This window comes from Pseudomonas sp. TWRC1-2 (assembly GCF_049896685.1).
Classification (GTDB): Bacteria; Pseudomonadota; Gammaproteobacteria; order Pseudomonadales; family Pseudomonadaceae; genus Aquipseudomonas.
The window spans coordinates 349,445-372,979 of the sequence record NZ_JAFCUU010000003.1; the positions used below are offsets into that span (position 1 = coordinate 349,445).

Annotated in this window: 24 protein-coding genes and 2 pseudogenes; 13 read left to right on the top strand and 13 right to left on the bottom strand. The window is 59.0% G+C overall.

Translation table 11 applies throughout. From position 1 onward, the window contains the following. Window position 1: 1 nt before the first annotated feature. The 3 genes and pseudogenes from ACP7B3_RS10420 to ACP7B3_RS10430 form a co-directional block, all read right to left on the bottom strand. Entirely contained in the window at window positions 2-2,233 is a 2,232-nt protein-coding gene (locus ACP7B3_RS10420) for a hypothetical protein (RefSeq protein ID WP_426178755.1), read from the bottom strand. Between the two features lie 365 nt (window positions 2,234-2,598). Continuing rightward, window positions 2,599-3,504: pseudogene (locus tag ACP7B3_RS10425) on the bottom strand (YifB family Mg chelatase-like AAA ATPase); the annotation flags it as partial. Between the two features lie 213 nt (window positions 3,505-3,717). Next, a complete protein-coding gene (locus tag ACP7B3_RS10430) occupies window positions 3,718-3,981 on the bottom strand; it encodes an accessory factor UbiK family protein (RefSeq protein ID WP_145158091.1) in 264 nt (87 codons plus the stop codon). 423 nt (window positions 3,982-4,404) lie between these two features. Between ACP7B3_RS10430 and glnK the strand changes: the two genes are divergently transcribed. The 4 genes from glnK (at window position 4,405) to sutA (ending at window position 7,182) form a co-directional block, all read left to right on the top strand. After that, entirely contained in the window at window positions 4,405-4,743 is a 339-nt protein-coding gene (glnK, locus tag ACP7B3_RS10435; RefSeq protein ID WP_002555808.1) for a P-II family nitrogen regulator, read from the top strand. A gap of 34 nt (window positions 4,744-4,777) precedes the next feature. After that, window positions 4,778-6,118 carry an ammonium transporter gene (locus ACP7B3_RS10440; RefSeq protein ID WP_145158088.1) on the top strand — a complete coding sequence of 447 codons (1,341 nt, stop codon included), beginning with the start codon at window positions 4,778-4,780 and terminating at the stop codon, window positions 6,116-6,118. Between the two features lie 209 nt (window positions 6,119-6,327). Next, on the top strand, window positions 6,328-6,753 hold the full coding sequence (locus tag ACP7B3_RS10445) for a secondary thiamine-phosphate synthase enzyme YjbQ (RefSeq protein ID WP_071485166.1): 426 nt from the start codon (window positions 6,328-6,330) through the stop codon (window positions 6,751-6,753). Window positions 6,754-6,855: 102 nt separating this feature from the next. Further along, the gene (sutA, locus tag ACP7B3_RS10450; protein ID WP_106575834.1) at window positions 6,856-7,182 is read left to right on the top strand and encodes a transcriptional regulator SutA; all 327 of its coding nucleotides are present in this window, start codon (window positions 6,856-6,858) and stop codon (window positions 7,180-7,182) included. 207 nt (window positions 7,183-7,389) lie between these two features. Here the strand turns inward: sutA and ACP7B3_RS10455 are convergent, their stop codons facing one another. The 6 genes from ACP7B3_RS10455 to lptM are packed head-to-tail and all read right to left on the bottom strand — an operon-like array spanning window position 7,390 to window position 11,975. Then, on the bottom strand, window positions 7,390-8,085 hold the full coding sequence (locus ACP7B3_RS10455; RefSeq protein WP_242199622.1) for an HAD family hydrolase: 696 nt from the start codon (window positions 8,083-8,085) through the stop codon (window positions 7,390-7,392). Beyond that, window positions 8,082-8,981: a tyrosine recombinase XerC gene (xerC, locus tag ACP7B3_RS10460; RefSeq protein WP_426178756.1), complete on the bottom strand. Its 900-nt coding sequence runs from the start codon at window positions 8,979-8,981 to the stop codon at window positions 8,082-8,084. The genes ACP7B3_RS10455 and xerC overlap by 4 nt, the downstream gene beginning before the upstream one ends. A 2-nt stretch (window positions 8,982-8,983) precedes the next feature. Beyond that, a complete protein-coding gene (locus ACP7B3_RS10465) occupies window positions 8,984-9,700 on the bottom strand; it encodes a DUF484 family protein (RefSeq protein ID WP_426178757.1) in 717 nt (238 codons plus the stop codon). A 13-nt stretch (window positions 9,701-9,713) separates the two neighbouring features. Then, entirely contained in the window at window positions 9,714-10,544 is an 831-nt protein-coding gene (gene dapF, locus ACP7B3_RS10470; RefSeq protein ID WP_242199631.1) for a diaminopimelate epimerase, read from the bottom strand. 3 nt (window positions 10,545-10,547) lie between these two features. Continuing rightward, window positions 10,548-11,795 carry a diaminopimelate decarboxylase gene (lysA, locus tag ACP7B3_RS10475; protein WP_242199633.1) on the bottom strand — a complete coding sequence of 416 codons (1,248 nt, stop codon included), beginning with the start codon at window positions 11,793-11,795 and terminating at the stop codon, window positions 10,548-10,550. 9 nt (window positions 11,796-11,804) lie between these two features. Next, the gene (lptM, locus tag ACP7B3_RS10480) at window positions 11,805-11,975 is read right to left on the bottom strand and encodes an LPS translocon maturation chaperone LptM (protein ID WP_106575828.1); all 171 of its coding nucleotides are present in this window, start codon (window positions 11,973-11,975) and stop codon (window positions 11,805-11,807) included. A 238-nt stretch (window positions 11,976-12,213) separates the two neighbouring features. On the opposite strand from lptM, the gene cyaY reads away from it, so the two are divergent. The 3 genes from cyaY to rnk all read left to right on the top strand — a co-directional run bounded on the left by cyaY (window position 12,214) and on the right by rnk (window position 13,309). Continuing rightward, the gene (gene cyaY / locus ACP7B3_RS10485) at window positions 12,214-12,546 is read left to right on the top strand and encodes an iron donor protein CyaY (protein ID WP_094948747.1); all 333 of its coding nucleotides are present in this window, start codon (window positions 12,214-12,216) and stop codon (window positions 12,544-12,546) included. Between the two features lie 2 nt (window positions 12,547-12,548). Beyond that, window positions 12,549-12,767, top strand: coding sequence for a DUF1289 domain-containing protein (locus tag ACP7B3_RS10490; protein ID WP_106575827.1), 219 nt, complete (start codon window positions 12,549-12,551; stop codon window positions 12,765-12,767). 131 nt (window positions 12,768-12,898) lie between these two features. Continuing rightward, on the top strand, window positions 12,899-13,309 hold the full coding sequence (rnk, locus tag ACP7B3_RS10495; protein ID WP_145158073.1) for a nucleoside diphosphate kinase regulator: 411 nt from the start codon (window positions 12,899-12,901) through the stop codon (window positions 13,307-13,309). 11 nt (window positions 13,310-13,320) lie between these two features. Here rnk and ACP7B3_RS10500 read toward each other — a convergent pair whose 3' ends face one another. The 3 genes from ACP7B3_RS10500 to ACP7B3_RS10510 form a co-directional block, all read right to left on the bottom strand. After that, on the bottom strand, window positions 13,321-16,161 hold the full coding sequence (locus tag ACP7B3_RS10500) for a class I adenylate cyclase (RefSeq protein WP_426178758.1): 2,841 nt from the start codon (window positions 16,159-16,161) through the stop codon (window positions 13,321-13,323). A 168-nt stretch (window positions 16,162-16,329) separates the two neighbouring features. Further along, window positions 16,330-16,584 carry a TIGR02647 family protein gene (locus ACP7B3_RS10505; protein ID WP_010207442.1) on the bottom strand — a complete coding sequence of 85 codons (255 nt, stop codon included), beginning with the start codon at window positions 16,582-16,584 and terminating at the stop codon, window positions 16,330-16,332. A 151-nt stretch (window positions 16,585-16,735) separates the two neighbouring features. After that, window positions 16,736-17,020 carry a hypothetical protein gene (locus ACP7B3_RS10510; RefSeq protein ID WP_106575823.1) on the bottom strand — a complete coding sequence of 95 codons (285 nt, stop codon included), beginning with the start codon at window positions 17,018-17,020 and terminating at the stop codon, window positions 16,736-16,738. A 127-nt stretch (window positions 17,021-17,147) separates the two neighbouring features. Here ACP7B3_RS10510 and ACP7B3_RS10515 point away from each other — a divergent pair, with 127 nt between their 5' ends. After that, a complete protein-coding gene (locus ACP7B3_RS10515) occupies window positions 17,148-17,807 on the top strand; it encodes a glutathione S-transferase family protein (RefSeq protein WP_369301886.1) in 660 nt (219 codons plus the stop codon). A gap of 100 nt (window positions 17,808-17,907) precedes the next feature. Here the strand turns inward: ACP7B3_RS10515 and argH are convergent, their stop codons facing one another. Then, on the bottom strand, window positions 17,908-19,302 hold the full coding sequence (argH, locus tag ACP7B3_RS10520; RefSeq protein WP_214248643.1) for an argininosuccinate lyase: 1,395 nt from the start codon (window positions 19,300-19,302) through the stop codon (window positions 17,908-17,910). Between the two features lie 389 nt (window positions 19,303-19,691). Between argH and ACP7B3_RS10525 the strand changes: the two are divergent. From ACP7B3_RS10525 to ACP7B3_RS10545, 5 genes and pseudogenes are all read left to right on the top strand, one after another. Next, window positions 19,692-19,808: pseudogene (locus ACP7B3_RS10525) on the top strand (sensor histidine kinase); the annotation flags it as partial. Then, entirely contained in the window at window positions 19,805-20,551 is a 747-nt protein-coding gene (locus ACP7B3_RS10530) for a LytR/AlgR family response regulator transcription factor (protein WP_145158061.1), read from the top strand. The pseudogene ACP7B3_RS10525 and the gene ACP7B3_RS10530, both read left to right, overlap by 4 nt. A gap of 137 nt (window positions 20,552-20,688) precedes the next feature. Then, window positions 20,689-21,630, top strand: coding sequence for a hydroxymethylbilane synthase (hemC, locus tag ACP7B3_RS10535; protein WP_119737271.1), 942 nt, complete (start codon window positions 20,689-20,691; stop codon window positions 21,628-21,630). Next, complete coding sequence (locus ACP7B3_RS10540; protein WP_426178759.1) at window positions 21,627-22,376, top strand: uroporphyrinogen-III synthase; 750 nt, start codon at window positions 21,627-21,629, stop codon at window positions 22,374-22,376. Before hemC ends, ACP7B3_RS10540 begins: the two co-directional genes overlap by 4 nt. Before the next feature lie 41 nt (window positions 22,377-22,417). Further along, window positions 22,418-23,533 carry a uroporphyrinogen-III C-methyltransferase gene (locus ACP7B3_RS10545; RefSeq protein WP_145158053.1) on the top strand — a complete coding sequence of 372 codons (1,116 nt, stop codon included), beginning with the start codon at window positions 22,418-22,420 and terminating at the stop codon, window positions 23,531-23,533. Window positions 23,534-23,535: the final 2 nt, after the last annotated feature.

The window sequence follows — 23,535 nt, forward strand, 5'->3', positions numbered from 1 at the left end:
TCTATGCTGCCTTTGCTTTTATATTGCCTAGCATATATTGGAAGTCGGGCCTGGCGCATTCTTCCGACTCGATGTGGGTAATCAAGTGCTTGGCTATTTTAGACCAGTAACGATCGCTTGCAGTTAGTTGGTCTGCATCTGACGCTCTGGCGATTTTTAACATGGAGTTGAGAACCACTTCATCAATACAGAAGATCACCTCTTTTTGAGCGTCTGCCACTTCAGTTTTTGAGTTATCTATGGTTGTTTTTCGGACTTTGAGAGCGTGCTTACTGAGAAATTGATGCATTTCTTTTTTGGTTTTGAAATCAGTGGCTGCAAGTGCGTAAGCGCTTCCCTCCATTGCTTCCAAAATTAAGCCTTGTTGGAACACTCTAATCCATCTATCGTTAAAGAATGTAATCAGGGGCTTGGGTATATAGCGTTTGAGTAACTTGTAATCGAAACGCGTGTGCCCAAGCGCTCTGCTTGCTTCAATTAAGCTTTCAGTTTCTATGTACTTTGCTACCCCGCCTAGCGCTCTTACGGCTGTAAGAGTGCAATATTGCGATAGCGTCTGGGCGTGGTCTTGAGATGCTCCCAAGTCTTTGAGATCATCCACCATTTTCTGCCTAAGCAAGGTACTAACAGTGAGAGTTGTTGGGCCTTTAGGTTTTTGAAATCCACCGCTGGTGCTTATGAATAATTTGCGGGATAGAGGATTATTCTTTTTCTTAAGATATTCTCTCACTGGCTCAGTTAAAGCTATAAGCGTGGTGACAGCTCGATAAGTCTGCTCATTTAAGAGGATTTTTTGTTGTGCAAATTCTGCACCTTTCCGGTATTTGTTGCCTACTAGATACCACCCTGCGTCTGTATGTTCCAAGCCTGAGACCATTCCCATCTTGTCATAGAGGTTGCATTCAGTCAAAAAATCTGGAGTGATTTCGCTATGATGAGCAATCAGAAAGTATGCGAAAGGGACGATATTGTTCGTAGTAGGCAGAGGAAGTATTTCTGCGACTTGCTTAAGGGGCGCGTCATAGAACTTTGCGAGCCTTAGATCATGATGGGTGGCGAACCCGATTCGCTTATAAGTTTCGAAACAGTGAGCTTCCAGAGACTTGGCATTATCAAATGCCTGCAACTCTTCAGCAAGTGAAACCCTAGCGTATTGCTGAGTGAGTTTTTCCTGTTTACGCGTGACGCAGTCAATCTTTACCTTCGCCCAGCGTTTCACCAACTCTAGATCATGCTGAACCTGACCAAAGATAAGTTTGATTGCTTCGTCGTCGGTGACTTCAAGCGGTATAGGGAATGTAAGCTTAATGTTTTCCTCACGCCCATCGTCCCTGGTTATTTGATTGGGTGTATGCGTACCGTTGAATGTCGGCGTGCCAACTGGCATGCCTTTATAGGGGGCTGCAAGCAGTCCAGATTTTATTAGTCTTTTCGCAAATGGATCAATTGAGTATAGCCATGTGTTACTAATTGTTTTCAGCTTACTGCCATTACCGTTCTCATAGCACTTTGTGAAATAATGACTTCTAAAGGACATCAGGAATTGTTTGGATTTTTTGGGGTCTTGCAAATTCTGCTCATTATAAGTATTCGCATTTTCAGCTAAATACTCAATAAGCGAATGGGCGCCGTGGATAGTTATAGCGCGTTGGTTGATTACAATTGACTTGTAAGTTTCATAAAAACGCTTACTGAATTCATATCCAAAACTTTTATAGAGTCTCCCAAGCCTCAGGTAAGAGAGCTTACCTGTCTGATTGACTACGGGCCAACTGCTCCAGTACCACAAGGCTTCGGGGCATTTATCCATATTTTCGAACTTAGTAATTGCCTGTCTCCTCTCAGCAAGCTTCATACGTGCAGGTTCTACACGCGGATTACTTGAAAGTTCGGGGCGGCTAGCTACGATCATGGACTTGATGAGTCGCCAGACGCGGCTGTAGCGCGAGCGCCTTGATGAATCAACTTCTATAAACTGATCAGACCAAATGGCCCCTTCTACGACAATATTGATTTCGTCCAGCTGGGTTCGGAAGTCAAGGGTTGAGCGCAGCTTTCGTCTAATTAGCTGTAGAATGCACTCAATAATGCGCATAAAAATGAAAGCGTCTTTGGCTAGAGCTTTATCAGATAGCTTGTTTAATTCGCTACTAATGAACTCTACAATTGGAAGCTCCATGCTTTCAAAAGGATGGTGTTTATAGTTTTCTAAGTTTCTTAGCAGCGGCTTCATCATCGCTTCCTATTTGCGCACGTCGAAGAGGCTATATTGGAGTCATTCTATTTTCAACCCCCCCGCTTGTTAAAAAATATCATTGACGCGCTAGTTATATAATATGAAATTATATATTCCCCGCGTTATTGTTATGGCATTAATTCTTGTGTTGTTAATTTATTGGCGCGTGACATTTTTGTGCTTATGTTTTGTGAAGGTGCCAGCATGTTCTATCCAATTCGGGAGGTAAGTGTTAGCTCGTAATTACTTAGAACTGACAACTTAGACGTTTGACATTCTGTTTCTTTCTTCTGGTTGCAGGGGTTCGGAATACGGGGCCTCTCAACCAGCTGACAATTTCTGCTAAACAGCGAAACGAATCACTCATCCAGAAACAACACGCCGTGGTGGGCGAGGGTGATTTCCCCCGGTTGCGGTTTTGATCCGCCGCCCACCAGCGCCGGCCCCGAGGCTGAGTGGTGTGGCTGACGGAACGGGCGGTGCGGCCAATGGCTCAGTGGTGCGAGGCTGACCACTGACTGGATCGCCGCCACTTCCAGCGCTTCCTGCTCGCTCAACGGCGGCAGCAACCCCGGCAGCCGGCTGGCCAGCAAGGTCTTGCCGGTGCCGGGCGGCCCGCTGAACAGCAGGTTATGCGCGCCCGCCGCAGCGATCAGCAGCGCGCGCTTGGCCGCCAGTTGCCCTTGTACTTCGCTCAGGTCTGGATAGGGCTTGTTCAGGTACTGCAAGCCATCAGACTTGTAGGGCTCGATTTGCACCTGCCCATTCAGGTGCGCCACCACCTGCAGCAAGTGATCCACCGCAATCACCTTCAACCCGGAGGCCAGGCACGCCTCCTCGGCATTCGCCCGCGGCACTATCACGGTGCGCCCGGCCTTGCGGGCTGCCAGCGCTGCCGGCAACACGCCTTTCACTGCGCGTACTTCGCCGGACAATGCCAATTCGCCCAGGCATTCCACGTCATCGAGCATCAACGCCGGCACCTGCACACTGGCCGCCAGGATCCCTAAGGCAATCGCCAAATCAAAACGCCCGCCGTCCTTGGGCAGGTCGGCGGGCGCGAGGTTGAGGGTGATGCGCCGGGCTGGGTATTGCAGCGCGCAATTGAGGATGGCGCTGCGCACGCGGTCCTTGCTTTCCTTGACGGCGGTTTCCGGCAGGCCCACCAGTGTCAGGGACGGCAGACCATTGGCCATGTGCACTTCAACCGTGACGGCAGGGGCTTCGACGCCGATCTGGGCGCGGCTGTGGACGATGGCGAGGGACATGCTCGTTCCTTGAAAGAGAGGCCGCTTCCTGCGGGTTTTTCAAGGGTAGACGAGGTAGGGAATAGCGAGGCGGGGGAGGTTTTACAGAACGTATCCTGAGAGCGAGGCAGAGCAAATGTGGGAGCTGGCTTGCCTGCGATGGCATCGACTCGGTGTAACTGATACACCGAGGCGCCCGCATCGCAGGCAAGCCAGCTCCCACATTGACCGTGTTTATTCAGCAGCAGGTGGCGTCAGCCGTGCTTCCAGCTCAGCGACTTTGGCTTCCAAACTCTCCAGCCGTGCACGCGTGCGGGCCAGCACCACCATTTGGCTATCAAACTCTTCACGGCTCACCAGGTCGAGTTTGCTGAAGCCGCTTTGCAGCAGCGCCTTGAACTGGCTTTCGATTTCGTTGCGGGGCAGCGGGGTATCGCCGCTGAACAGGCGAGAGGCGTGGCCGCTCAGGGCGTCGAGGAGATCTTTGGGCGCGAGCATGGGAAACATTCCGGAAAAACTGTTGGCGGGCAGTGTATCACGCAGCGTCTATAGTCTTTTTCACCGCCTGGAGCGCACGCTTTTCGCGCAGTGCTCCGGGCGGCCGCGCACTGTTTTTGTGCGCATTGGCGTCGCCAAAACGCCCCGCGGGTGGGCATAAGTGGGCAAAGGACTGATTTCAGTGATTTTTACGGAGCTGGCAAGGTTTCTGCTTAGACGATCATGACCCATGCACTGATGCAGTCGCTGTGACGAATGCAGTGCGCCGACGGATCAGGGGTACAGGTTTCGTCACCAGTGGTTCGCTGGCGTCGCAACGGCAAATGCCGAGGCGACGACGCGTTACAAAGCCAGGCACTGCGCTTAGACTTGAGACGGGTTTGTTTTCCTGGGGCAAGTCCACCAATTCGGGAGAGAGTTTTCATGAAGCTAGTCACTGCCATCATCAAGCCGTTCAAGTTGGACGATGTACGCGAGTCGCTGTCCGAGATCGGCGTGCAGGGCATTACCGTTACTGAGGTCAAAGGCTTCGGTCGGCAGAAGGGTCACACCGAGCTGTATCGCGGCGCGGAATACGTGGTCGATTTTCTGCCAAAGGTGAAGATTGATGTCGCCATTGACGACAAGGATCTTGACCGGGTTATCGAGGCGATAACCAAGGCCGCCAACACCGGCAAAATCGGTGACGGCAAGATCTTCGTGGTCAATCTGGAACAGGCTATTCGCATCCGTACCGGCGAAACCGATACCGACGCAATCTAAGCCGCCAAACCCCAACGCCCCAGGAGAAAACAATATGACTCTGCGTAAATTCGCAGGGCTAGGAGCCCTGTTGTCCCTCGTAATGCCGGCCCTGGCCATGGCGGCGGACCCAGTACCTGCTCCAGTCCTCAATTCCGGCGACACCGCGTGGATGCTCACGTCCACCGCGCTGGTACTGTTCATGACCATTCCAGGCCTCGCGCTGTTCTACGGCGGCATGGTTCGCTCCAAAAACATTCTTTCCGTGATGATGCAGTGCTTCGCCATCACCGGTCTGATCACCATTTTGTGGTTCGTTTACGGCTACAGCATGGCGTTCGACACTACCGGTATGGAAGCAGGCGTCGTCAACCTCAACTCGTTCGTGGGCGGCCTGTCCAAACTGTTCCTGTCGGGTGTCACCCCGGCGAGCATCACCGGCCCTGCGGCGCTGTTCCCTGAGGCGGTGTTCGTCACTTTCCAGATGACGTTCGCCATCATTACGCCTGCGCTGATCGTCGGTGCCTTCGCCGAGCGTATGAAGTTCTCCGCGATGCTGATCTTCATGGGCGTCTGGTTCACCCTGGTCTACGCACCGATTGCGCACATGGTGTGGGGCGGTCCGGGTTCGTTGCTGGGCGATTGGGGCGTGCTGGACTTCGCCGGCGGCACCGTGGTGCACATCAACGCCGGTGTGGCTGGCCTGGTGGCGTGCCTGGTACTCGGCAAGCGTAAAGGTTTCCCAACCACGCCGATGGCGCCTCACAACCTGGGTTACACCCTGGTCGGTGCTGCCATGCTGTGGGTCGGTTGGTTTGGCTTCAACGCCGGTTCTGCGGCTGCGGCCAACGGCACTGCCGGTATGGCGATGCTGGTCACTCAGATTGCGACCGCTGCTGCCGCGCTGGGCTGGATGTTTGCCGAGTGGGTCACTCACGGTAAGCCAAGCGCACTGGGCATCGCCTCGGGCGTCGTTGCCGGTCTGGTTGCAATTACCCCGGCTGCGGGCACCGTGGGCCCAATGGGCGCCCTGGTGATCGGTCTGGCGGCGGGCGTAGTGTGCTTCTTCTGCGCCACTACCCTGAAACGCAAACTCGGCTACGACGACTCCCTGGACGCCTTCGGCGTGCACGGTATCGGCGGTATCCTCGGCGCGATCCTGACCGGCGTGTTTGCGGCGCCTTCTCTGGGCGGCTTCAACGCGGCGACCACTGACATCGCAGCGCAAGTCTGGATCCAGTGCAAAGGCGTCGGCTTCACCGTGATCTACACGGCTATCGTGACCTTCATCATCCTCAAGGTGCTGGACATGGTCATGGGCCTGCGGGTTACCGACGAAGAAGAGGCTGTGGGCCTCGACTTGGCACAACACAACGAGCGTGGCTACAACTTGTAATTACGTGAAAAAAAAGATGCCCGGCTTGCCGGGCATTTTTTTGTCTGGGGTTTGTCTGTGGCTAAAGGTGTACGGGTTTATGCCGACTTTGTGATGGGATCCACACGGCACTTTTAAGGGTGTGAATCTCTTACAGGCATGTAGGTGTATTCGGTACTTTGTTTTTTTCCAGAGCGCGCTAGAATGCGCGCCGATGGGCGGAGAACTGTATGTGGCAACAGACCTTGATAACCCTGCGGGCCAAGCCCCGGGGCTTTCACTTGGTGACGGATGAGTTGCTCGCCGGCCTGCCTGAATTGAAGGCGTGCCGTGTGGGCCTGTTGCATTTGTGGTTGCAGCACACCTCGGCTTCGTTGACGGTCAACGAAAATGCCGACCCGGCGGTTCGCCGTGACTTCGAGCGTTTTTTCAACTCGCTGGTGCCGCAAGGGCGTGCAGGGTTCGAACACAACGACGAAGGTCCGGATGATCTGCCGGCGCACTTCAAGGCCAGTCTCCTGGGCTGCCAGCTGAGTTTGCCGGTCAAGGCCGGCCGCTTGGCGATGGGGACCTGGCAAGGTGTTTATCTGGGCGAGCACCGTGATCATGGCGGTGCTCGTAAAGTCCTCGCCACCTTGCACGGTGATGGGGCATAAGCCACTGGTAATCCGGTGGATGTTGATTTTTTTCCGGCGACCTCGACAGAGGGTGAAGCTGGGCTATAACTAATCTGCTTTTCGCAAGTCATGAGGTAGAACATGAGCGACGATGATCTGGAAAACGACGAACTCGAAGTCGGTGACGACGACGAGGCCGAAGAAGGTCTTGAGGCGGCAGCTGAGGACGTTGCTGACGACGACGGTGGTGATGATGCACCTGTCCCGGCAGCCAAAGGCAAAGCCAAGGCCGCTGTTTCGGTAGATGAACTGCCAAGCGTTGAAGCCAAGAACAAAGAGCGCGATGCGCTGGCCCGTGCGATGGAAGAATTCCTCGCCAAAGGCGGCAAAGTGCAGGAAGTCGAGGCCAACGTGGTAGCAGATCCACCGAAGAAGCCGGATAACAAGTACGGTAGCCGTCCTATCTGAGGTCAGCCGCTCGCTTGCATGAAAAAGCCCGCCGTCGCTGCGGGCTTTTTCATGGATGTAATAAATCCTACGGGTCACCACCCATCAAATGTGGGAACGGGCGTGCTCGCGAAAGTGCTCTGTCAGTTGCTGATGGGCTGACTGATACACCGCATTCGCGAGCAAGCCCGCTCCCACATGTTGATTTTTAGTGGTGCCGCGATAGCGTTACTGCCAACTGCGAAGCAACGGCGGCAGCTCGTTCAAGCTACGAATTTCCGCATCCGGGCGCTTATCCGCTTCCCATGCCTTGCCCGTCGGGTTGAACCACACCGCCCGCAGCCCGGCCTGCTGCGCCCCGGCGATGTCATCGCCGGGGTGATCGCCAATATGCACGGCCTGACTGGCGTCCACGCCGGCGCGTTGCAGCGCTTCCTGAAACAGTCGCGCATCCGGCTTGGCGATGCCGATATCTTCGGCGCGCAGCGCAAAGTGGAAATAGTCTGCCAGGCCCACGCGCTGCACGTCGGCGTTGCCGTTGGTGATCACGCCCAGGAGGAAATGCTGGCGCAATGCTTGAAGCATCGGCTCGGCCTCAGGAAAAGGCGTGAGCTGATGCCGGGCATGAATGAACGCCTCATAGCACACGTCTGCCATTTGCGTGGCCTCGGGCTGTGGATAACCCGCCTCTTCAAACGCGTGCATCAACACGCGGTGGCGCAGGAGGCTGATGCGGTACTTGAGCTCGGGATGGCGCTCCAGCACCTGCTGGCGAAGGCTGGCGAAATGCTCAAGAGGCAAATCGCCGACCTTGGAGGCATGGGTCGCCAGCCATTCGCGCATCGACGCTTCGGCGCCGATGATGACGGGTACGTTGTCCCAGAGTGTGTCGTCCAGGTCGAAGGTGATCAGCTTGATACTCATGAGTCGCCGCCCTTGATGCGTTTGGCCCGTGGATGGGCGCTGTCGTACACCGTAGCCAGGTGCTGGAAGTCGAGGTGGGTGTAGATCTGCGTGGTCTTGATGTCGGCGTGGCCGAGCAGCTCCTGCACCGCGCGCAGGTCCTGGGACGATTCCAGCAGATGGCTGGCAAAGGAATGTCGCAGCATGTGCGGGTGCAGATTCTGCCCCAGCTCGCGCTCACCGGCGAGCTTGACCCGCACCTGGATCGCCCGTGGACCGAGGCGTCGGCCTTGCTGGCTGACAAACACCGCGTCGTCCGCGGGGTTGGTCAACAGACGCAGCGGCAACCACAGCTGCAAGGCTTCCCGAGCCTTGCGGCCGACCGGCAGCACACGGGTCTTGCTGCCTTTGCCGAGCACTTGCACCAGGCCGTCCGCCAGGTCCAGTTGATCGAGGTTCAGGCCGGTTAATTCTGACAAGCGCAGGCCCGAGGAATAGAACAGCTCGAGGATGGCCTGGTCGCGGTGGGCAAGGAAGTCGTCTTCGACGGCACCGTCGAGCAATTGCAGGGCACGATCGGTATCGAGGGTTTTGGGCAGGCGCCGTTCGCCCTTGGGCGGGGCCAGGCCATTGGCTGGGTCGTGATCGCACAGGCCTTCACGGTTGAGGTAGTGATACAGGCCGCGCACCGCCGAAAGCAATCGCGACAGGCTGCGTGAAGACTGGCCCTGCTGGTGCAGTCGCGCGATGAGGCTGCGCAGGCTCTGGATTTCCAGGGCTTTCCAGCTGGCGATCTGTTGTTTTTCGCAGTACGCCAGGACCTTGTTCAAGTCCCGCCGATAAGCTTCCAGCGTATGGGGCGACACCTGGCGCTCGTTGCGCAGGTGAGCGCAATAAGCGTCCAGTTGCCGTTCCATGGCTAGCGCACCGCGCGCAGGGCGGTGGTGAAGCGCGGCAGTACCCGGCCGAGCACTTCAGCGATGTAGGTCAAAAACAGCGTGCCTACAGAGCTTTTGTAGTGCTGCGGGTCACGGCTGGCAATCGCCAGTACGCCGTGCAGGCCTTGATGGCTGAGGGCGACTACGGCGGTGGAGCCGATCTGCTTGCGCTGCTCGGCGCCAAACAGGAAATCCAGCTCATGCTCACGCAAGGTGCCGCTGATGGTCTTGCCTTCAGAGAGCAAGCCGCCAATCGCGGTTTGCGCTTCGCCACCGCTGACCCAGCGACCCACCGGCATCGGGTTGTCGCTGAACAGGATCAGGCTCACAAACGGCACCTGGAAGTCCTGGCGCAGGCTGTCTTCCACGGCAATTACCGTTTCTTCCAGGCTGGTGGCGTCCATCAGGGTAAGAATCAGGCGACGGGTCTTGTCGAAAAGTCGGTCGTTGTCGCGGGCCACGTCCATCAACTGCGAGAGCCGATGACGCATTTCGATATTGCGCTCGCGCAGGATCTTCATCTGCCGCTCTACCAGCGACACGGTATCGCCGCGCTGGTGGGGAATGCGCAGGGCCGGCAACAGCTCTTCGTGTTCGACGAAGAAGTCCGGATTAGCCTCAAGGTACGCCGCGACAGCAGCGGCCTCCAGACTTTCGCTCGGGGGTGCTTGGGCGGGTACTTGAGGCTTGTCGGTCATTAGCTTTGCTCACTCATAGGCGGACCTGTCCTTCGTATACGCGCGAGGCCGGCCCGGTCATCATCACCGGGTGGCCAGGGCCTGCCCATTCGATGGACAAGCGTCCGCCGGGCAGGTCGATCAACAGTGGCGAATCCATCCACCCCTGGCTGATCGCGGCCACGGCCGCAGCGCAAGCGCCGGTGCCGCAGGCCTGGGTTTCGCCGGCGCCGCGTTCCCATACACGCAATTGTGCGCGGGAACGGTCGATCACCTGCAGGAAGCCCACATTGACCCGTGCCGGAAAGCGCGGGTGATGTTCGATTTTCGGCCCCAATTCATGCACCGGGGCGTTATTGATGTCGTTGACCCGCAGCACGGCGTGCGGGTTGCCCATCGACACTGCGGCGATATCCACGTGCTTGCCATCAACGTCCAGCGCATAACTGGTCGCTTGCTCGGTGGCCTGAAACGGAATATCCGCCGGCACCAGACGTGGCTCGCCCATGTTGACGCTGATCTGGCCGTCGCTGCGAATATCCAGCTCGATCACGCCGCTTTTAGTCTCGACGCGAATCTGGCGCTTGGCGGTCAAGCGCTTGTCCAGCACAAAACGCGCAAAGCAACGCGCACCGTTGCCGCACTGTTCCACTTCGGAACCGTCGGAGTTGAAGATCCGGTAACGGAAATCCACTTCCGGGTTGCTCGGCGCCTCGACGATCAGCAATTGATCAAAGCCAATGCCGGTGTGACGGTCGCCCCATTGTTTAGCGTGCTTGGGCAGGATGTGCGCGTGCTGGCTGACCAGGTCGAGGACCATGAAATCGTTACCCAGCCCGTGCATCTTGGTAAAACGCAGCAGCATGGCTTACTCCGGCAGCAGGCTTTCGCCAGCATACAACTCGGCTACCGTCTCGCGGCGACGCACTTCAAACGCTTGATCACCGTCCACCAGCACCTCGGCGGCACGGCCGCGCGTGTTGTAGTTGGAACTCATGACAAACCCATAGGCACCGGCCGAATGCACGGCCAGCAGGTCGCCTTCTTCCAGGGCCAGCTGACGCTCCTTGGCCAGGAAGTCACCGGTCTCGCAGATCGGGCCGACGATGTCGTAATTACGGCCTTCGCCAGCACGTGGCTTGACGGCTGTCACATCCATCCAGGCCTGGTACAGCGCCGGGCGGATCAGGTCGTTCATCGCCGCGTCGACGATGGCGAAGTCCTTGTACTCGGTGTGCTTGAGGTACTCGACCTGGGTCAGCAACACGCTCGCGTTGGCAACGATGTAGCGGCCCGGCTCGAACATCAGGGTCAGGCCGCGGCCTTCAGTGCGCTCGCGCACGGCCTGGATGTAGTCGGCGATCTGCGGCGGTTCTTCATCGCGATAACGCACACCCACGCCACCACCCAGATCGATGTGTTGCAGGTAGATGCCGCACTCGCCCAGGCGATCGGTCAACGCCAGCAGGCGGTCGAGCGCATCCAGGAACGGTGGCAGGCTGGTCAGTTGCGAGCCGATATGGCAGTCGACACCCAGCACTTCCAGGTTCGGCAACTGCGCGGCGCGGATGTACACGTCCTCGGCGTCAGCAATGGCGATGCCGAACTTGTTCTCTTTGAGACCGGTGGAAATGTAGGGGTGAGTGCCGGCGTCGACGTCCGGGTTGACGCGCAGCGAGATCGGCGCACGAACGCCCATCTCGGCGGCGACGACTTGCAGGCGCTCCAGCTCGTCGGTGGACTCGACGTTAAAGCAATGCACGCCGACTTCCAGAGCGCGGCGCATGTCTTCGCGGCTCTTGCCGACGCCGGAGAAGACGATTTTGTCAGCCTTGCCGCCGGCTGCCAGCACACGCTCCAGCTCGCCACGGGAGACGATGTCGAAACCGGCGCCCAGGCGCGCCAGGACATTGAGTACACCCAGGTTGGAGTTGGCCTTGACCGCGTAGCACACCAAGTGTGGAACGCCGTTCAGTGGGTCGGTAAACGAACGGTATTGGGCTTCGATGTGCGCACGCGAGTACACATAGGTCGGGGTGCCAAAGCGCTCGGCAATCGCGGACAACGCCACGCCTTCCGCGAACAGCTCGCCGTCCCGGTAGTTAAAAGCGTCCATGGGTTTCCCTTATTGATAGGTGTCGTGCTTATGCGCTTTTGACGGCTTTTGTGACGACTGCGCCTGGTCATTCGGGTCTTTGCTGTCATCGGGCAGGTAGAGCGGGCCTTTTTGACCACAGGCACTGACGAGGCAAGCGACCGCGACGAGCGCAGCAAGGGAAGAGATCAGGCGCTTCATGGCGAAATCCTTGAATATGCATTAATTGCGCCCGAGTATACCGACCACCCGCCAGCTTGCCTATGCGCCGAAATACCCGTCCGGCGGGGGTTTGCCGACTTGGGCGCGAAGCAGGCTACGCTGGCCGGGGATATTTCATACCTCCATCGGTAATGAACTCGGTATCCTTTGCAATCAGCGGGGCTCGCCCGTATCGTGCGGCGCTTGAGCAAAACCAGACACTTTTGAGGTTGCCACAATGAGTTTGACCGAAGCCCGTTTTCACGACCTGGTGGATGCGACCCAGCAGGCGCTGGAAGATATTTTCGACGACAGCGGCCTGGACGTGGACCTGGAAAACTCGGCCGGCGTGCTGACCGTCAAGTTCGAAAATGGCACCCAACTGATCTTCAGCCGTCAGGAGCCGTTGCGTCAGCTATGGCTGGCGGCCCGCACCGGTGGTTTTCACTTCGATTACGACGAAGAAGAAAACCGTTGGGCGCACGACACCACCGAGGAGCTGCTGAGCGAAATGCTCGCTCGCCTCACGAAGGAACAGTCCGGCGCTGACCTGGACTTCGACGAGATCTGATGGTGACCCAGCCTGCACCCGTACGCCCGCCCAAGCCGCTGTTCAGCAATGTCAGCCCGGCGGTGCCGTCACCTTGTATCAGTTTGTGTCGCCTGGACGAGCAGAAAGTCTGCCTCGGGTGCTTCCGCCATGTGGAAGACATTCGTGAATGGCGCTCCGCCGACGATAACCGGCGCCGGGTGATCTGCGCAGAGGCCGAGCAACGCAGGGAGCGTGCCTGAGGTCGTCTTGTTTATTTGTGTCGCTGTGGTAGTGTCCGGGTACACCTCAACTCATCGAGGTCCGTGAGAACCCCGCCTTTTTCTGGCGGGGTTTTGCTTTTTTGTGCAGAAAAAAGGAGTCTGCCTGAATCATGACCGCACCTTCCATCATACTTACCCGTCTCGACGTGCAGCGTCTTGAGCAATTGATCGACCGTGTAGGCGAGGACTCGCCGGGCGTCGAAGCCCTGCAGCACGAACTCGACCGCGCCGAAGAAGTGGTTGGCCACGAGGAAGTGCCTGCAAGTGTCGTGACGATGAACTCCAGCGTGCATTGCCGTGAGCAAGGCAGCGGCAAGGACTATCACCTGACCCTGGTTTACCCCAAGGATGCCAACGCAGACGAGGGCAAGATCTCGATCCTCGCGCCGGTAGGCAGTGCGTTACTCGGCCTGAAAGTGGGCCAGCATATCGACTGGCCGGCACCCGGCGGCAAAACCCTCAAGCTTGAACTGCTCAGCGTTGAAGGCCAGCCTAAAGACGGCGGCGCGTTCTCTCTGTAACAAGAGCCGCTTTAAACCTGCTTCAGTGCGTTGTTGAGCGACAGCTCCAGCTCGGCCTTGTAACGCAGGTACAGGTTGCTCGGGCTTTGCACATCACCGAGCAGGCCGGAAAGGTCCAGGTCGGTGATGTAGCAGCGGTAACGTTCGGTTTCTCGACGTTGCCCGACGATTTCCTGGGCGACCACGGCAAACAGCTGGTCGCCAAACTCCAGTTCGCAAAACTCCCGCTGGTTGCAGTACAGGGTGATGCCCACTTGGCCGGGCGCCGCCTTGCCGATAATCGCCTGCACGTCATAAAACGGCTTATTGGCCGGGTTCTGCGGCGCGGGGCGCGGCTCGATGCCGCGTGCGCGATTGCTGCCTGATGGCAACAGTTGGTAATACAAGATTTGCACTTCGCCCAACGGCTGCTGCGTATCCAGCGGCGCCAGCGCTTCGCGGCGATAGATGATCGATTGCAGAAAACGCTGCAACGGCGCCAACAGGCTCTGCTCATCATGAAACGGCAGGCGTTGCTGCCAGAGCGCGTTGAACTCATCCAGCACATACAACTCGGCAAAACCTTCATTGATCCGGTAGAACACCTGCACGCAATCGGCCAAGCCCATCGGCAGCAGCAGCGCCAGGTCGTGGTCTTCCAGGGCCATGGCGTCCAGGTGCAGTGGGCTGTAGCTGGCGAGTTCTTCGCTGAGGTAGGCAATCAGCGCGTCCTGGGTCGGCAGTGACACATGGGTGGCCTGACCCGGCATCAGCTCCATCACGTGGTAGTGCTGCTGCACCTGCAATAGGTAGCGGTGATTGGACTGGCTAAGCAACAGGTTTTGCGCGGTGTCGAAAATTTCTTCTACCCGCTGGGCAATGAACTGCGCACGGTTGTGACAGAAGCAGCGCACTCGCAGGCGTGGCAAGTGGTCCGACGGCAGTTGATTGAGGTAGTCACGCAGGCAGTCGAGCAGTGCGTGGGGGCCGTCGTAGCGGCTGACCATGACCTCGTTCCAGCTATTGAGCGTGACCTGATCCAGAGTCAGCACCAGGTTGTCGCGCACGCCGGCATAGCTCAGGGAGTCGGTGCGTTCGGTGGTCATCAGGATGTTCAAGTCGCGATGATGTTTGAGCGGGTCGACACCAACGTTGATCAGCAACAGCACTTCTTCCGGCACCGCCGAGCGCAACAGGCGATCCTCATCGACGCTGGCCAGGGGCAGGGCGATGGTTTGTTGCAGGCTGCCCAGCAGGTGGAACAGCTCGAATTCGGTCATGTCACTGACGCCCGGGTGCAGTGCCAGACGGGTGCTGCTGTCGATCACGCCGTTGCGATGGCACCAGGTGAGCATTTCCAAGAGGTCGCGGCTGCGCTTGATCGGCGCGAAGTGCTCCCATTCCAGCGCCGTAAGGTTGCCGTTGTACAGGCCCCAGTGATACTGGCCCGGTTCCTTGCGATTGGGGGACTGCACCAGCGTGAGCGTGTCTTCGGCCAAGTCGGGCGCGATGCCGGGGTTGATGAACTCGACCTTGCTGGCCTTGCGTTCGAACGCTGCATAGAGGCGCCGGCCCAGCACGTTCAGATCGCGCTTGTTGATCAGGCTGGCGGTTTGCTCGGTGCGGGCGAACTGGGTGAGGAAGCGGTAGCTGTAATTCAGTTCGTTGACCAGTGCGCGGCGCTCGGAGGCGACCTGGCGCACTTTCCACTGGCTGCGGCTGTCCAGCAGAGCCAGTTGGCGTTGGTCCCAACCCCATTCATTGGCCAGGCGCTCCAGCAGGCGGCGTTGCCAGCCGGTGCTGCGTTGGCCGACGCTGAGCTTGCGATTGACCTTCAGGTACAGCGCGCGCCGCACCAGTTCGAGGCGCTCCGGCTCATTGCGCGCCTTGAGGTATTCCTCGATGCGGCGGTAAACCACGATGTACGGGTCCAGCTCGTCCAGGTCCACCTGATTGGCGAATACGGCGCGCTTGAAGCGCAGGCTCAGGCAGTACACGTTCGGGTGCTCGCTGGCATAAACCTCGGTCAGCAGCAGCTTGAGCACCGATTTGTAGGGCGACTCGATGCCCTTGAACAACTGCCACAGCCCGGCGCCGATGAATTCGCCCGGAGGGATGTGGGCCAGGTGCCCAAGGTCCAGGGTCTCGTCGGCGCGGATAAATCGTTTGGAAATCAGCGTATGGGTGAACTCGGCGTAGCGGCGTTCCTCGTACACCGGCACCAGCCACCAGATCGGCGTGCGCCCGGCCAGCCAGATGGCGGTGCGGTAGAACTCATCCAGCAGCAGGTAATGCTGGGTGGTGCCGCAGTCGTCGGAGCTCAGTTGCGTGTCGCGTTCACCCAGTACAAAGCGCGTCGGTTCGATCAGAAAAAAATGCGCCTCGGCGCCCATGGTCAGGGCCCAGGCTTCCAGCAACTGGCACTTTTTGCGCAGCTCGGCCAGTTCGGTTTCGCCAAGTTCGGGCGAGTGGCAGACCCACACGTCCATATCGCTTTGGTCCGCTTGAGCCAGGGTGCCAAGGCTGCCCATCAGGTACAGGCCGAGGATGGGCCGTGGCGGATTGCCATGGCGTGGCTTGTAGGAGAACGAACGGGTCAGGCGCTGAGCTTCAGTGAGGGCCTGGGCGTCCGGTTCGAAATTGGACAGCCCGGCCGGCGTGCTGCCCGAGACATAACCTGGCAGCAGGGGGTGGTTGACGTGGAAAAACAGCGGCAACAGGGTCAACACGCTTTGCTGGCGCGGAGTCAGACCTTCGACGGCCCGGGCCATGCGGCCTTCATTGAGGGCCATGAAGCGCGCGCGCAATTGGGCCAGCACCTTGCGGTCGATGCCTTCGTCCAGGTCGGGGCGGATTTCATGGGTGCGGGTCATGTCGAACTCGTTGGCTCGCAGGGCCCGACGTGGGCGGCCGTCTAGGAGTTTACAGACACAAGCGTAGGAGGTTTAGAGGGAAATGGTTTCTGGCGTCAGAATTTTGTGCCATCCACAGCAATGCCCTCGGAATCCGCAGAAAGCGGACTCCATGGGCGGTATCAGGGATCAGGCAGCTTCTTTGGTGGTAGCAGTCGTCAGAATGGTCAGCAGGGTTTGGGCCTGCTCTGCAGCGTCCCGGCCAAGGCTGGTCAGGTAGCCCCCGTCTGGCTGGTCGATAAGGCCTTTTGCATGGAGGCGCTTGGCCGCGGCGATGGCAGTGGGAGCGGCGGTCTGGTGGACTTTCAGACCTTCCTTGGTGCTGTCCAAGGGGAAGAGTACAAGGATTTCCAGTTCGGCAACCAACTCAGGGGTATACGACATAAGGACTCCAGACTTTCTAAAATTTATTAGAGGCTAGCAGGGCATAAGGTGAACGCACTTTGCCAGGCTGTCCAGTGAGAAAGTCGTGGGTCTTGATATGGCGCAGGTTTGTGGCGAGGAAGCAGGCTTCCCGGCCACGAAAGTGCTCGATTCAGTCGTTTTCCGGGGGTAATTCCGGCAGTGCGCGCAGCGCGGTTTCATACCATTGGGTATCGAAGGCGCGGTCTTCTTCAAGCATCTTGTCGATTTCCACAGCCAGCACGTGGGCCATGAGATTCAGAATGTCTTCGCGCTCGTAGCCCACCAGGGTCAGCTTGTTGAAGGTGGCTTTGGCGGCAGGCGGGTTGTCGCTTTCGATCTGGTTTTCGATGGCCTGGGTCAGCGTGCTTTCGGTGAACTCTTCTTCGTCGTTGTCGATATCGGTCGGCTCGCTCATGGCGGGGCTCCTCAAGGAAAGGGCGCCAGTCTACCCCCATTCAGGCAGGTGATGCTGCTGGTCAGGTCGGGCCGCACGCTCTATAACTTCTGCAGCCAACCCCACACCCGGCCTGGAGGCATTCGCGATGCTCAAGCTTTACGGATTTTCGGTCAGCAACTACTACAACATGGTCAAACTGGCGCTGCTGGAGAAAGGCCTGCCGTTTGAAGAAGTGCCATTTTATGCAGGCCAGACGCCTGAAGCGCTTGCAGTAAGCCCGCGAGGCAAAGTGCCGGTGCTGGGCGTCAAGCAAGGCTTTATCAACGAAACCAGCGTGATTCTGGAGTACATCGAACACACTCAGGAAGGCCCTTCGTTGCTGCCGGCCGAGCCTTTTCAGCGGGCTCAGGTGCTGGCGCTGTGCAGGGAAATCGAGCTGTACATCGAGTTGCCCGCCCGCGCGTGTTTCGCCGAGGCGTTCTTCGGTATGCCGGTGCCGGAGGCGATCAAGGAAAAATCCAGGGCTGAGTTGCTGTTGGGGATCAGTTCTTTAGGCCGACACGGCAAGTTTGCGCCGTACGTGGCGGGGGAGAGTTTCACGCTGGCCGACCTGTATTTCATGTACAGCGTGAACCTCGCCTGTGCCGTGGGCGAGAAGCTGTTTGGCCTGGATCTGCTGGCTGAGTTGCCGAAGGCGAAAGCGCTGCTGGAGCAACTGCACGCGATGCCCAACGCGCAGAAAGTGGCGGCGGACAGGGAGGCGGCGATGCCGGCGTTTATGGCGATGATTGCGGCCAAGAAGTAGATAGGTGGAGCCTGTAAGGGAGCCATCGCGGGCAAGCCCGCTCCCACATTTTGAGTGGTGAACCTGTTCAAATGTGGGAGCTGGCTTGCCTGCGATGCTTTTAGCGGCTGGCGAGCAGTGCCTGGCCACGCACGACCGCAGCCTTGACCTGCGCCGGCGCAGTGCCGCCCACATGGTCACGCGCATTCACCGAGCCTTCCAGGGTCAGCACGGCAAACACGTCCTGCTCGATCTGGTCGCTGAATTGGCGCAGCTCTTCCAGGCTCATTTCCGCCAGGTCCTTGCCGGTGTCTACGCCGTACTTAACGGCGTGGCCGACGATTTCGTGGCAGTCGCGAAATGGCAGGCCACGGCGCACCAGGTAGTCCGCCAGGTCGGTTGCCGTGGAGAACCCGCGCAAGGCCGCTTCACGCATAATCGCGTGCTTGGGCTTGATCGCCGGGATCATGTCGGCAAATGCACGCAGCGAATCGCGCAGGGTGTCGGCGGCGTCGAACAGCGGCTCTTTGTCTTCCTGGTTGTCCTTGTTGTAGGCCAATGGCTGGCCCTTCATCAAGGTCAGCAAGCCCATCAGCGCGCCGAATACACGGCCGCTTTTGCCACGCACCAGCTCGGGCACGTCGGGGTTTTTCTTTTGCGGCATGATCGAGCTGCCGGTGCAGAAGCGGTCCGGCAGGTCGATGAACTGGAATTGCGCACTGGTCCACAGCACCAGTTCTTCGGAGAAACGCGACAAGTGCATCATCGCGATGCTGGCGGCAGCGCAGAATTCGATGGCGAAGTCGCGGTCCGACACGCCGTCCAGAGAGTTGCCGCCAACCGCGTCAAAACCCAGCAGTTGTGCGGTGTATTCGCGGTCGATTGGGTAGGTAGTGCCGGCCAGTGCGGCGCTGCCCAACGGCATGCGGTTGGCGCGCTTGCGGCAATCCACCAGGCGCTCGTAGTCGCGGCTGAGCATCTCGAACCAGGCCAGCAAGTGGTGGCCGAAGGTCACCGGTTGCGCAGTTTGCAGGTGGGTGAAACCGGGCATGATGGTGCCGGACTCACGCTCGGCCTGCTCCAGCAGACCTTTTTGCAGGCGGGTGATTTCGCCCAGGATCAGGTCGATTTCGTCACGCAGCCACAGGCGGATATCGGTAGCCACCTGGTCGTTACGGCTGCGACCAGTGTGCAGTTTCTTGCCGGTCACACCGATGCGATCGGTGAGGCGGGCTTCGATGTTCATGTGCACGTCTTCCAGGTCGACGCGCCAGTCGAACGTGCCGGCCTCGATTTCACCGCGAATGGTGGTCAGGCCATCGATGATGCTGTCGCGCTCGGCGTCGGTCAGTACGCCGACCTTGGCCAGCATCGTGGCGTGGGCGATCGAGCCCATGATGTCGTGGCGGTACAGGCGCTGGTCGAAAGTGACGGAGGCGGTGAAGCGCGCGACGAAGGCGTCGACGGGTTCACTGAAGCGGCCGCCCCAGGACTGGTTGGTCTTGTCGGTGCTCATGGATTCGCTCGTGATCTGCTTAAAAGAGGCGTGAAGGTGTGTCGCCGATAATAACAGGGTTGCACTTGGAGGCGGTGCTGCGGGTGGTCGGCATTTTTATTTGTGCCAAGGATGGCTAAGTGCCTTGCCGCCGGACGCTTCCGAGAAGAGACTGGAGCGGGCCCTAATTGAAACGATATTTGACGATTGAGCAATATCGTCTCAGCGAGCGTCTACAGTTGCACTGATAGAGCGTGAATGCACCAAAGTCGGGTGATGCGGTCATAGCCCAGACTATCCATTAAAAAAGGGGGGTATTCGGATTGTGTATCAGCAAACCCTACGACGATGCCCGAAGGCAGCAGGTCTTGGGCGCAATTGAACAGGTCCGGGTAAATATGGGTGCCGCTGCCGGGGCACTTTTTGCCGCTCGCGCTAGTCTTAGCGTGGATCGCTGTGACGCAAGTCACCGCACCTGTCTACGCTATCCTTGTGCGAGACTCACGCAGGAATCCAGCGCAATATGAATGTCCTGATCGTTGATGACGAACCCCAAGCCCGCGAGCGACTGAGCCGTTTGGTCAGTGAACTCGAGGGTTATACAGTCCTTGAACCGAGCGCCACCAACGGCGAAGAGGCGTTGACGCTGATCGACAGCCTCAAACCGGATGTGGTGTTGCTCGATATTCGCCTGCCAGGCCTTGATGGCTTGCAAGTGGCCGCCCGCCTGAGCGAGCGAGAATCGCCGCCAGCCGTGGTGTTGTGTGCAGCTCACGAAGAGTTTTCTGCGCAGACCCTGGAAGACAGCGGTGTCAGCTTTCTTGCCAAACCGGTGAGTGCTGAGGCGCTGCTCAAAGCCTTGAAAAAGGCCGAGCGTCCCAACCGCGTCCAGCTCGCCGCTTTGACCCAGCCAGCCGCTCAGAGTGGTAATGGGCCACGCAGCCATATCAGCGCGCGGACCCGTAAAGGTATCGAGCTGATTCCGCTGAACCAGGTGGTCTACTTTATCGCCGACCACAAGTACGTGACCTTGCGTCACGAGACGGGTGAAGTGTTGCTCGATGAGCCGCTCAAGGCCCTTGAGGACGAATTCGGCGACCGCTTTGTGCGCATCCACCGCAATGCGCTGGTGGCCCGCGAGCGAATAGAACGCTTGCAGCGCACGCCTCTGGGGCACTTTCAGTTGTTCCTCAAAGGGCTTAATGGCGATGCCTTGATCGTCAGCCGACGCCATGTCGCCGGTGTGCGCAAGATGATGCAGCAGCTTTAGCCAGGGGCTTTGGCGAGGTCTGCATTCTGTATCCCGGTGCGACGCGGCCAGGGAGGCCCCGCACTTGCTGATTCAAATCAAAGCGTGTTTGCCTGAGCTGTTATTATCTGCCGTATCTATTCAGTACGGATTGATCCATGTCCTCTCGCGAAATCCGCATCGCCACCCGTAAAAGTGCCCTGGCCTTGTGGCAGGCCGAATACGTCAAAGCACGCCTTGAGCAAGCCCATCCGGGGTTGAAAGTGTCTCTGGTGCCCATGGTCAGTCGCGGCGACAAGCTGCTCGACTCGCCATTGTCGAAGATTGGCGGCAAGGGCTTGTTCGTCAAGGAACTGGAAACCGCACTGCTGGAAAACGAAGCCGACATCGCCGTGCATTCGATGAAAGACGTGCCGATGGACTTCCCCGAAGGTCTTGGCCTGTATTGCATCTGCGAGCGCGAAGACCCGCGTGACGCGTTTGTTTCCAATACTTATGCGTCGCTGGATGAACTGCCCTTGGGCAGTGTCGTCGGTACCTCAAGCCTGCGTCGCCAGGCGCAGTTGCTGACTCGCCGGCCGGACCTGCAAATCCGGTTTCTGCGCGGCAACGTCAACACCCGTCTGGCCAAGTTGGATGCGGGCGAGTATGACGCGATTATTCTCGCGGCGGCTGGCCTGATTCGCCTGGGTTTCGAAGACCGCATCACCTCGGCCATCAGCGTAGAAGACAGCTTGCCCGCGGGCGGACAAGGCGCTGTGGGGATCGAATGCCGCACTGCTGACAGTGAAATTCACGCCCTGCTCAAACCCCTTGATCATCAAGACACCGAAGTCCGTGTCACGGCCGAGCGCGCGCTGAACAAACGCCTCAACGGTGGCTGCCAGGTGCCGATCGCCTGTTACGCCGTGCTCGAGGGTGAAAACCTGTGGCTGCGTGGCTTGGTAGGCGACCCCGCAGGCGGCACGCTGCTCACCGCCGAGGTTCGCGGGCCACAGCGTGATGCTACCGCGCTGGGAATCCAGGTGGCAGAAGAGCTGCTGGAAAAAGGCGCCGGTGTGATTCTGCAAAAAATCTACGGCGAGGCTGGCCCGCAGTGACCGACTGGCGTCTGTTGCTGACGCGGCCTGCCGAGGAAGCCACGGCCCTGGCCGCGACGTTGTCCGAGGCCGGCATTTTCAGCAGCAGCCTGCCATTGTTGGCGATCCAGGCCTTGCCGGTGACGGCTGAGCAACAAGCGGTCTTTTGTGATCTGGGCCGTTATAGCGCGGTCATCGTGGTCAGCAAGCCTGCCGCGCGCCTGGCCTTGCAACAGCTGGATCGGCGTTGGCCGCAGTTGCCCTGGTTCAGCGTCGGCGCGGCCACCGCACAAATACTGGCCGATCACGACCTCACTGTTCATTATCCGCAAACCGGCGACGACAGCGAGGCCTTGCTTGCACTGCCCGCCTTGCGCGAGGCTATCGCACGCCCCGAGGCCCGGGTATTGATCTTGCGTGGCGAAGGCGGGCGAGAGCTGCTGGCTGAGCGTTTACGCGAGCAAGGTGCTAGTGTCGATTATCTGGAGTTGTATCGTCGCACCCTGCCGGCTTACGACACCGGGGAGCTGATGCAACGCATACAGTTGGAACGCTTGAACGGCGTGGTGGTCAGCAGTGGGCAGGGTTTTTTGCACCTGCAAGCGTTGGCTGGCCCCGATTGGCCGCAGGTGGCGCGGCTGCCATTGTTCGTGCCCAGCCCCCGCGTCTATGAAATGGCGCGGGCCGCTGGCGCAGAAAAAGTTGTGGATTGTCGCGGTGCGAGTGCCGCGGCTTTGTTAGTGGCGTTGCGCAGCGTTGCCTTGTGAGGCAAGCCGCGCCCACTCTCTGATACGCAAAGGACGGATACGTGAGCGAAACAGCCTTGCCTAAAGATGAAACCCAGCCCGCACTTGATGCGCCGGCTGAGTCACCGGTCGCCGCGCCACGCCGTGGCAATGGCCTGGCAATCGTAGCCTTGTTGCTCGGCGCCGCAGGTGTTGCCGCTGGCGGATGGGGCATTTGGCAGGTCCGCGCCCTGCAAGCCGGCAGTCAACAGCAGTCGAGCCAGGTGCAGGCACTCGACGAGCAATCCCAGTCCCTCAAGCAGAGCCAGCAACAACTGACTACCCGGCTCGCGCAATTGCCCGGTGCAGATGAGCTGGAAGAACGCCGCCGTCTGGTAACCCAGTTGCAGGGTGATCAGCAGCGCTTGAGCCAGCGCCTGGAAACCGTGCTGGGTGCCAGTCGCCAGGACTGGCGTCTGGCCGAAGCCGAGCATTTGATCCGTCTGGCCAGCTTGCGTTTGTCTGCCCTGCAGGACATCAACAGCGCTCAGTCTCTGGTCCAGGGGGCCGACGAAATTCTGCGTGAGCAAAGCGATCCGGGTTCCTACGCCGCACGCGAGCAACTGGCCAAGAGCCTTGCCGCGTTGCGCAGTACCGAGCAGCCGGACCGCACCGGGCTTTACCTGCAACTCGCCGCGCTGCGCGATCAGGTTGTACAGCTGGCGGCTATTGCCCCGGAATACCAACTCAGCGAGCCGGCCTCTCAAGGTCGCCCGACCAGCGATACGCAAGGTCGCCTGAGCCAATGGTGGGAGGAGATTTCCCGCTACTTCCGCATCGATTTCAACCCGGACGACAACATTCGACCGTTGCTTGCCGGTCAGGGCCTGAATCAGGTACGCCTGGCGCTGAGCCTGGCCCTTGAGCAGGCGCAATGGGCTGCGCTCAATGGTGAAACGGCGGTGTACAGCCGTTCCCTGGGCGAGGCGCGCAGCGTGCTGCAAGACAACTTCAACCAGGACAACCCACAGAGCAAAGCGATGCTCGCGCGTATTGCCGAGCTTGAGCCCAAGGCCGTTTCCGTGGCCACGCCTGACCTGGCGGCCAGCCTGGCCGCGGTGCAGGCCTACCTCGAACGTCGTCATCTGTCTGCCGATGAAGCCAAGGCGTCGGCGGGCACGCCGGCGACCCAGGAGTAGAG

Bases quoted from the DNA above. Each gene is read 5' to 3' on its own strand.
- dapF (WP_242199631.1), bottom strand. From the start codon at position 10,544: ATGCTGCTGCGTTTTACCAAGATGCACGGGCTGGGTAACGATTTCATG.
- lysA (WP_242199633.1), bottom strand. From the start codon at position 11,795: ATGGACGCTTTTAACTACCGGGACGGCGAGCTGTTCGCGGAAGGCGTG.
- glnK (WP_002555808.1), top strand. From the start codon at position 4,405: ATGAAGCTAGTCACTGCCATCATCAAGCCGTTCAAGTTGGACGATGTA.
- lptM (WP_106575828.1), bottom strand. From the start codon at position 11,975: ATGAAGCGCCTGATCTCTTCCCTTGCTGCGCTCGTCGCGGTCGCTTGC.
- ACP7B3_RS10530 (WP_145158061.1), top strand. From the start codon at position 19,805: ATGAATGTCCTGATCGTTGATGACGAACCCCAAGCCCGCGAGCGACTG.
- ACP7B3_RS10500 (WP_426178758.1), bottom strand. From the start codon at position 16,161: ATGACCCGCACCCATGAAATCCGCCCCGACCTGGACGAAGGCATCGAC.
- rnk (WP_145158073.1), top strand. From the start codon at position 12,899: ATGACCGCACCTTCCATCATACTTACCCGTCTCGACGTGCAGCGTCTT.
- hemC (WP_119737271.1), top strand. From the start codon at position 20,689: ATGTCCTCTCGCGAAATCCGCATCGCCACCCGTAAAAGTGCCCTGGCC.
- ACP7B3_RS10420 (WP_426178755.1), bottom strand. From the start codon at position 2,233: ATGAAGCCGCTGCTAAGAAACTTAGAAAACTATAAACACCATCCTTTT.
- ACP7B3_RS10445 (WP_071485166.1), top strand. From the start codon at position 6,328: ATGTGGCAACAGACCTTGATAACCCTGCGGGCCAAGCCCCGGGGCTTT.
- sutA (WP_106575834.1), top strand. From the start codon at position 6,856: ATGAGCGACGATGATCTGGAAAACGACGAACTCGAAGTCGGTGACGAC.
- argH (WP_214248643.1), bottom strand. From the start codon at position 19,302: ATGAGCACCGACAAGACCAACCAGTCCTGGGGCGGCCGCTTCAGTGAA.
- ACP7B3_RS10515 (WP_369301886.1), top strand. From the start codon at position 17,148: ATGCTCAAGCTTTACGGATTTTCGGTCAGCAACTACTACAACATGGTC.
- xerC (WP_426178756.1), bottom strand. From the start codon at position 8,981: ATGGAACGGCAACTGGACGCTTATTGCGCTCACCTGCGCAACGAGCGC.
- ACP7B3_RS10465 (WP_426178757.1), bottom strand. From the start codon at position 9,700: ATGACCGACAAGCCTCAAGTACCCGCCCAAGCACCCCCGAGCGAAAGT.
- ACP7B3_RS10505 (WP_010207442.1), bottom strand. From the start codon at position 16,584: ATGTCGTATACCCCTGAGTTGGTTGCCGAACTGGAAATCCTTGTACTC.
- ACP7B3_RS10455 (WP_242199622.1), bottom strand. From the start codon at position 8,085: ATGAGTATCAAGCTGATCACCTTCGACCTGGACGACACACTCTGGGAC.
- ACP7B3_RS10510 (WP_106575823.1), bottom strand. From the start codon at position 17,020: ATGAGCGAGCCGACCGATATCGACAACGACGAAGAAGAGTTCACCGAA.
- ACP7B3_RS10430 (WP_145158091.1), bottom strand. From the start codon at position 3,981: ATGCTCGCGCCCAAAGATCTCCTCGACGCCCTGAGCGGCCACGCCTCT.
- ACP7B3_RS10440 (WP_145158088.1), top strand. From the start codon at position 4,778: ATGACTCTGCGTAAATTCGCAGGGCTAGGAGCCCTGTTGTCCCTCGTA.
- cyaY (WP_094948747.1), top strand. From the start codon at position 12,214: ATGAGTTTGACCGAAGCCCGTTTTCACGACCTGGTGGATGCGACCCAG.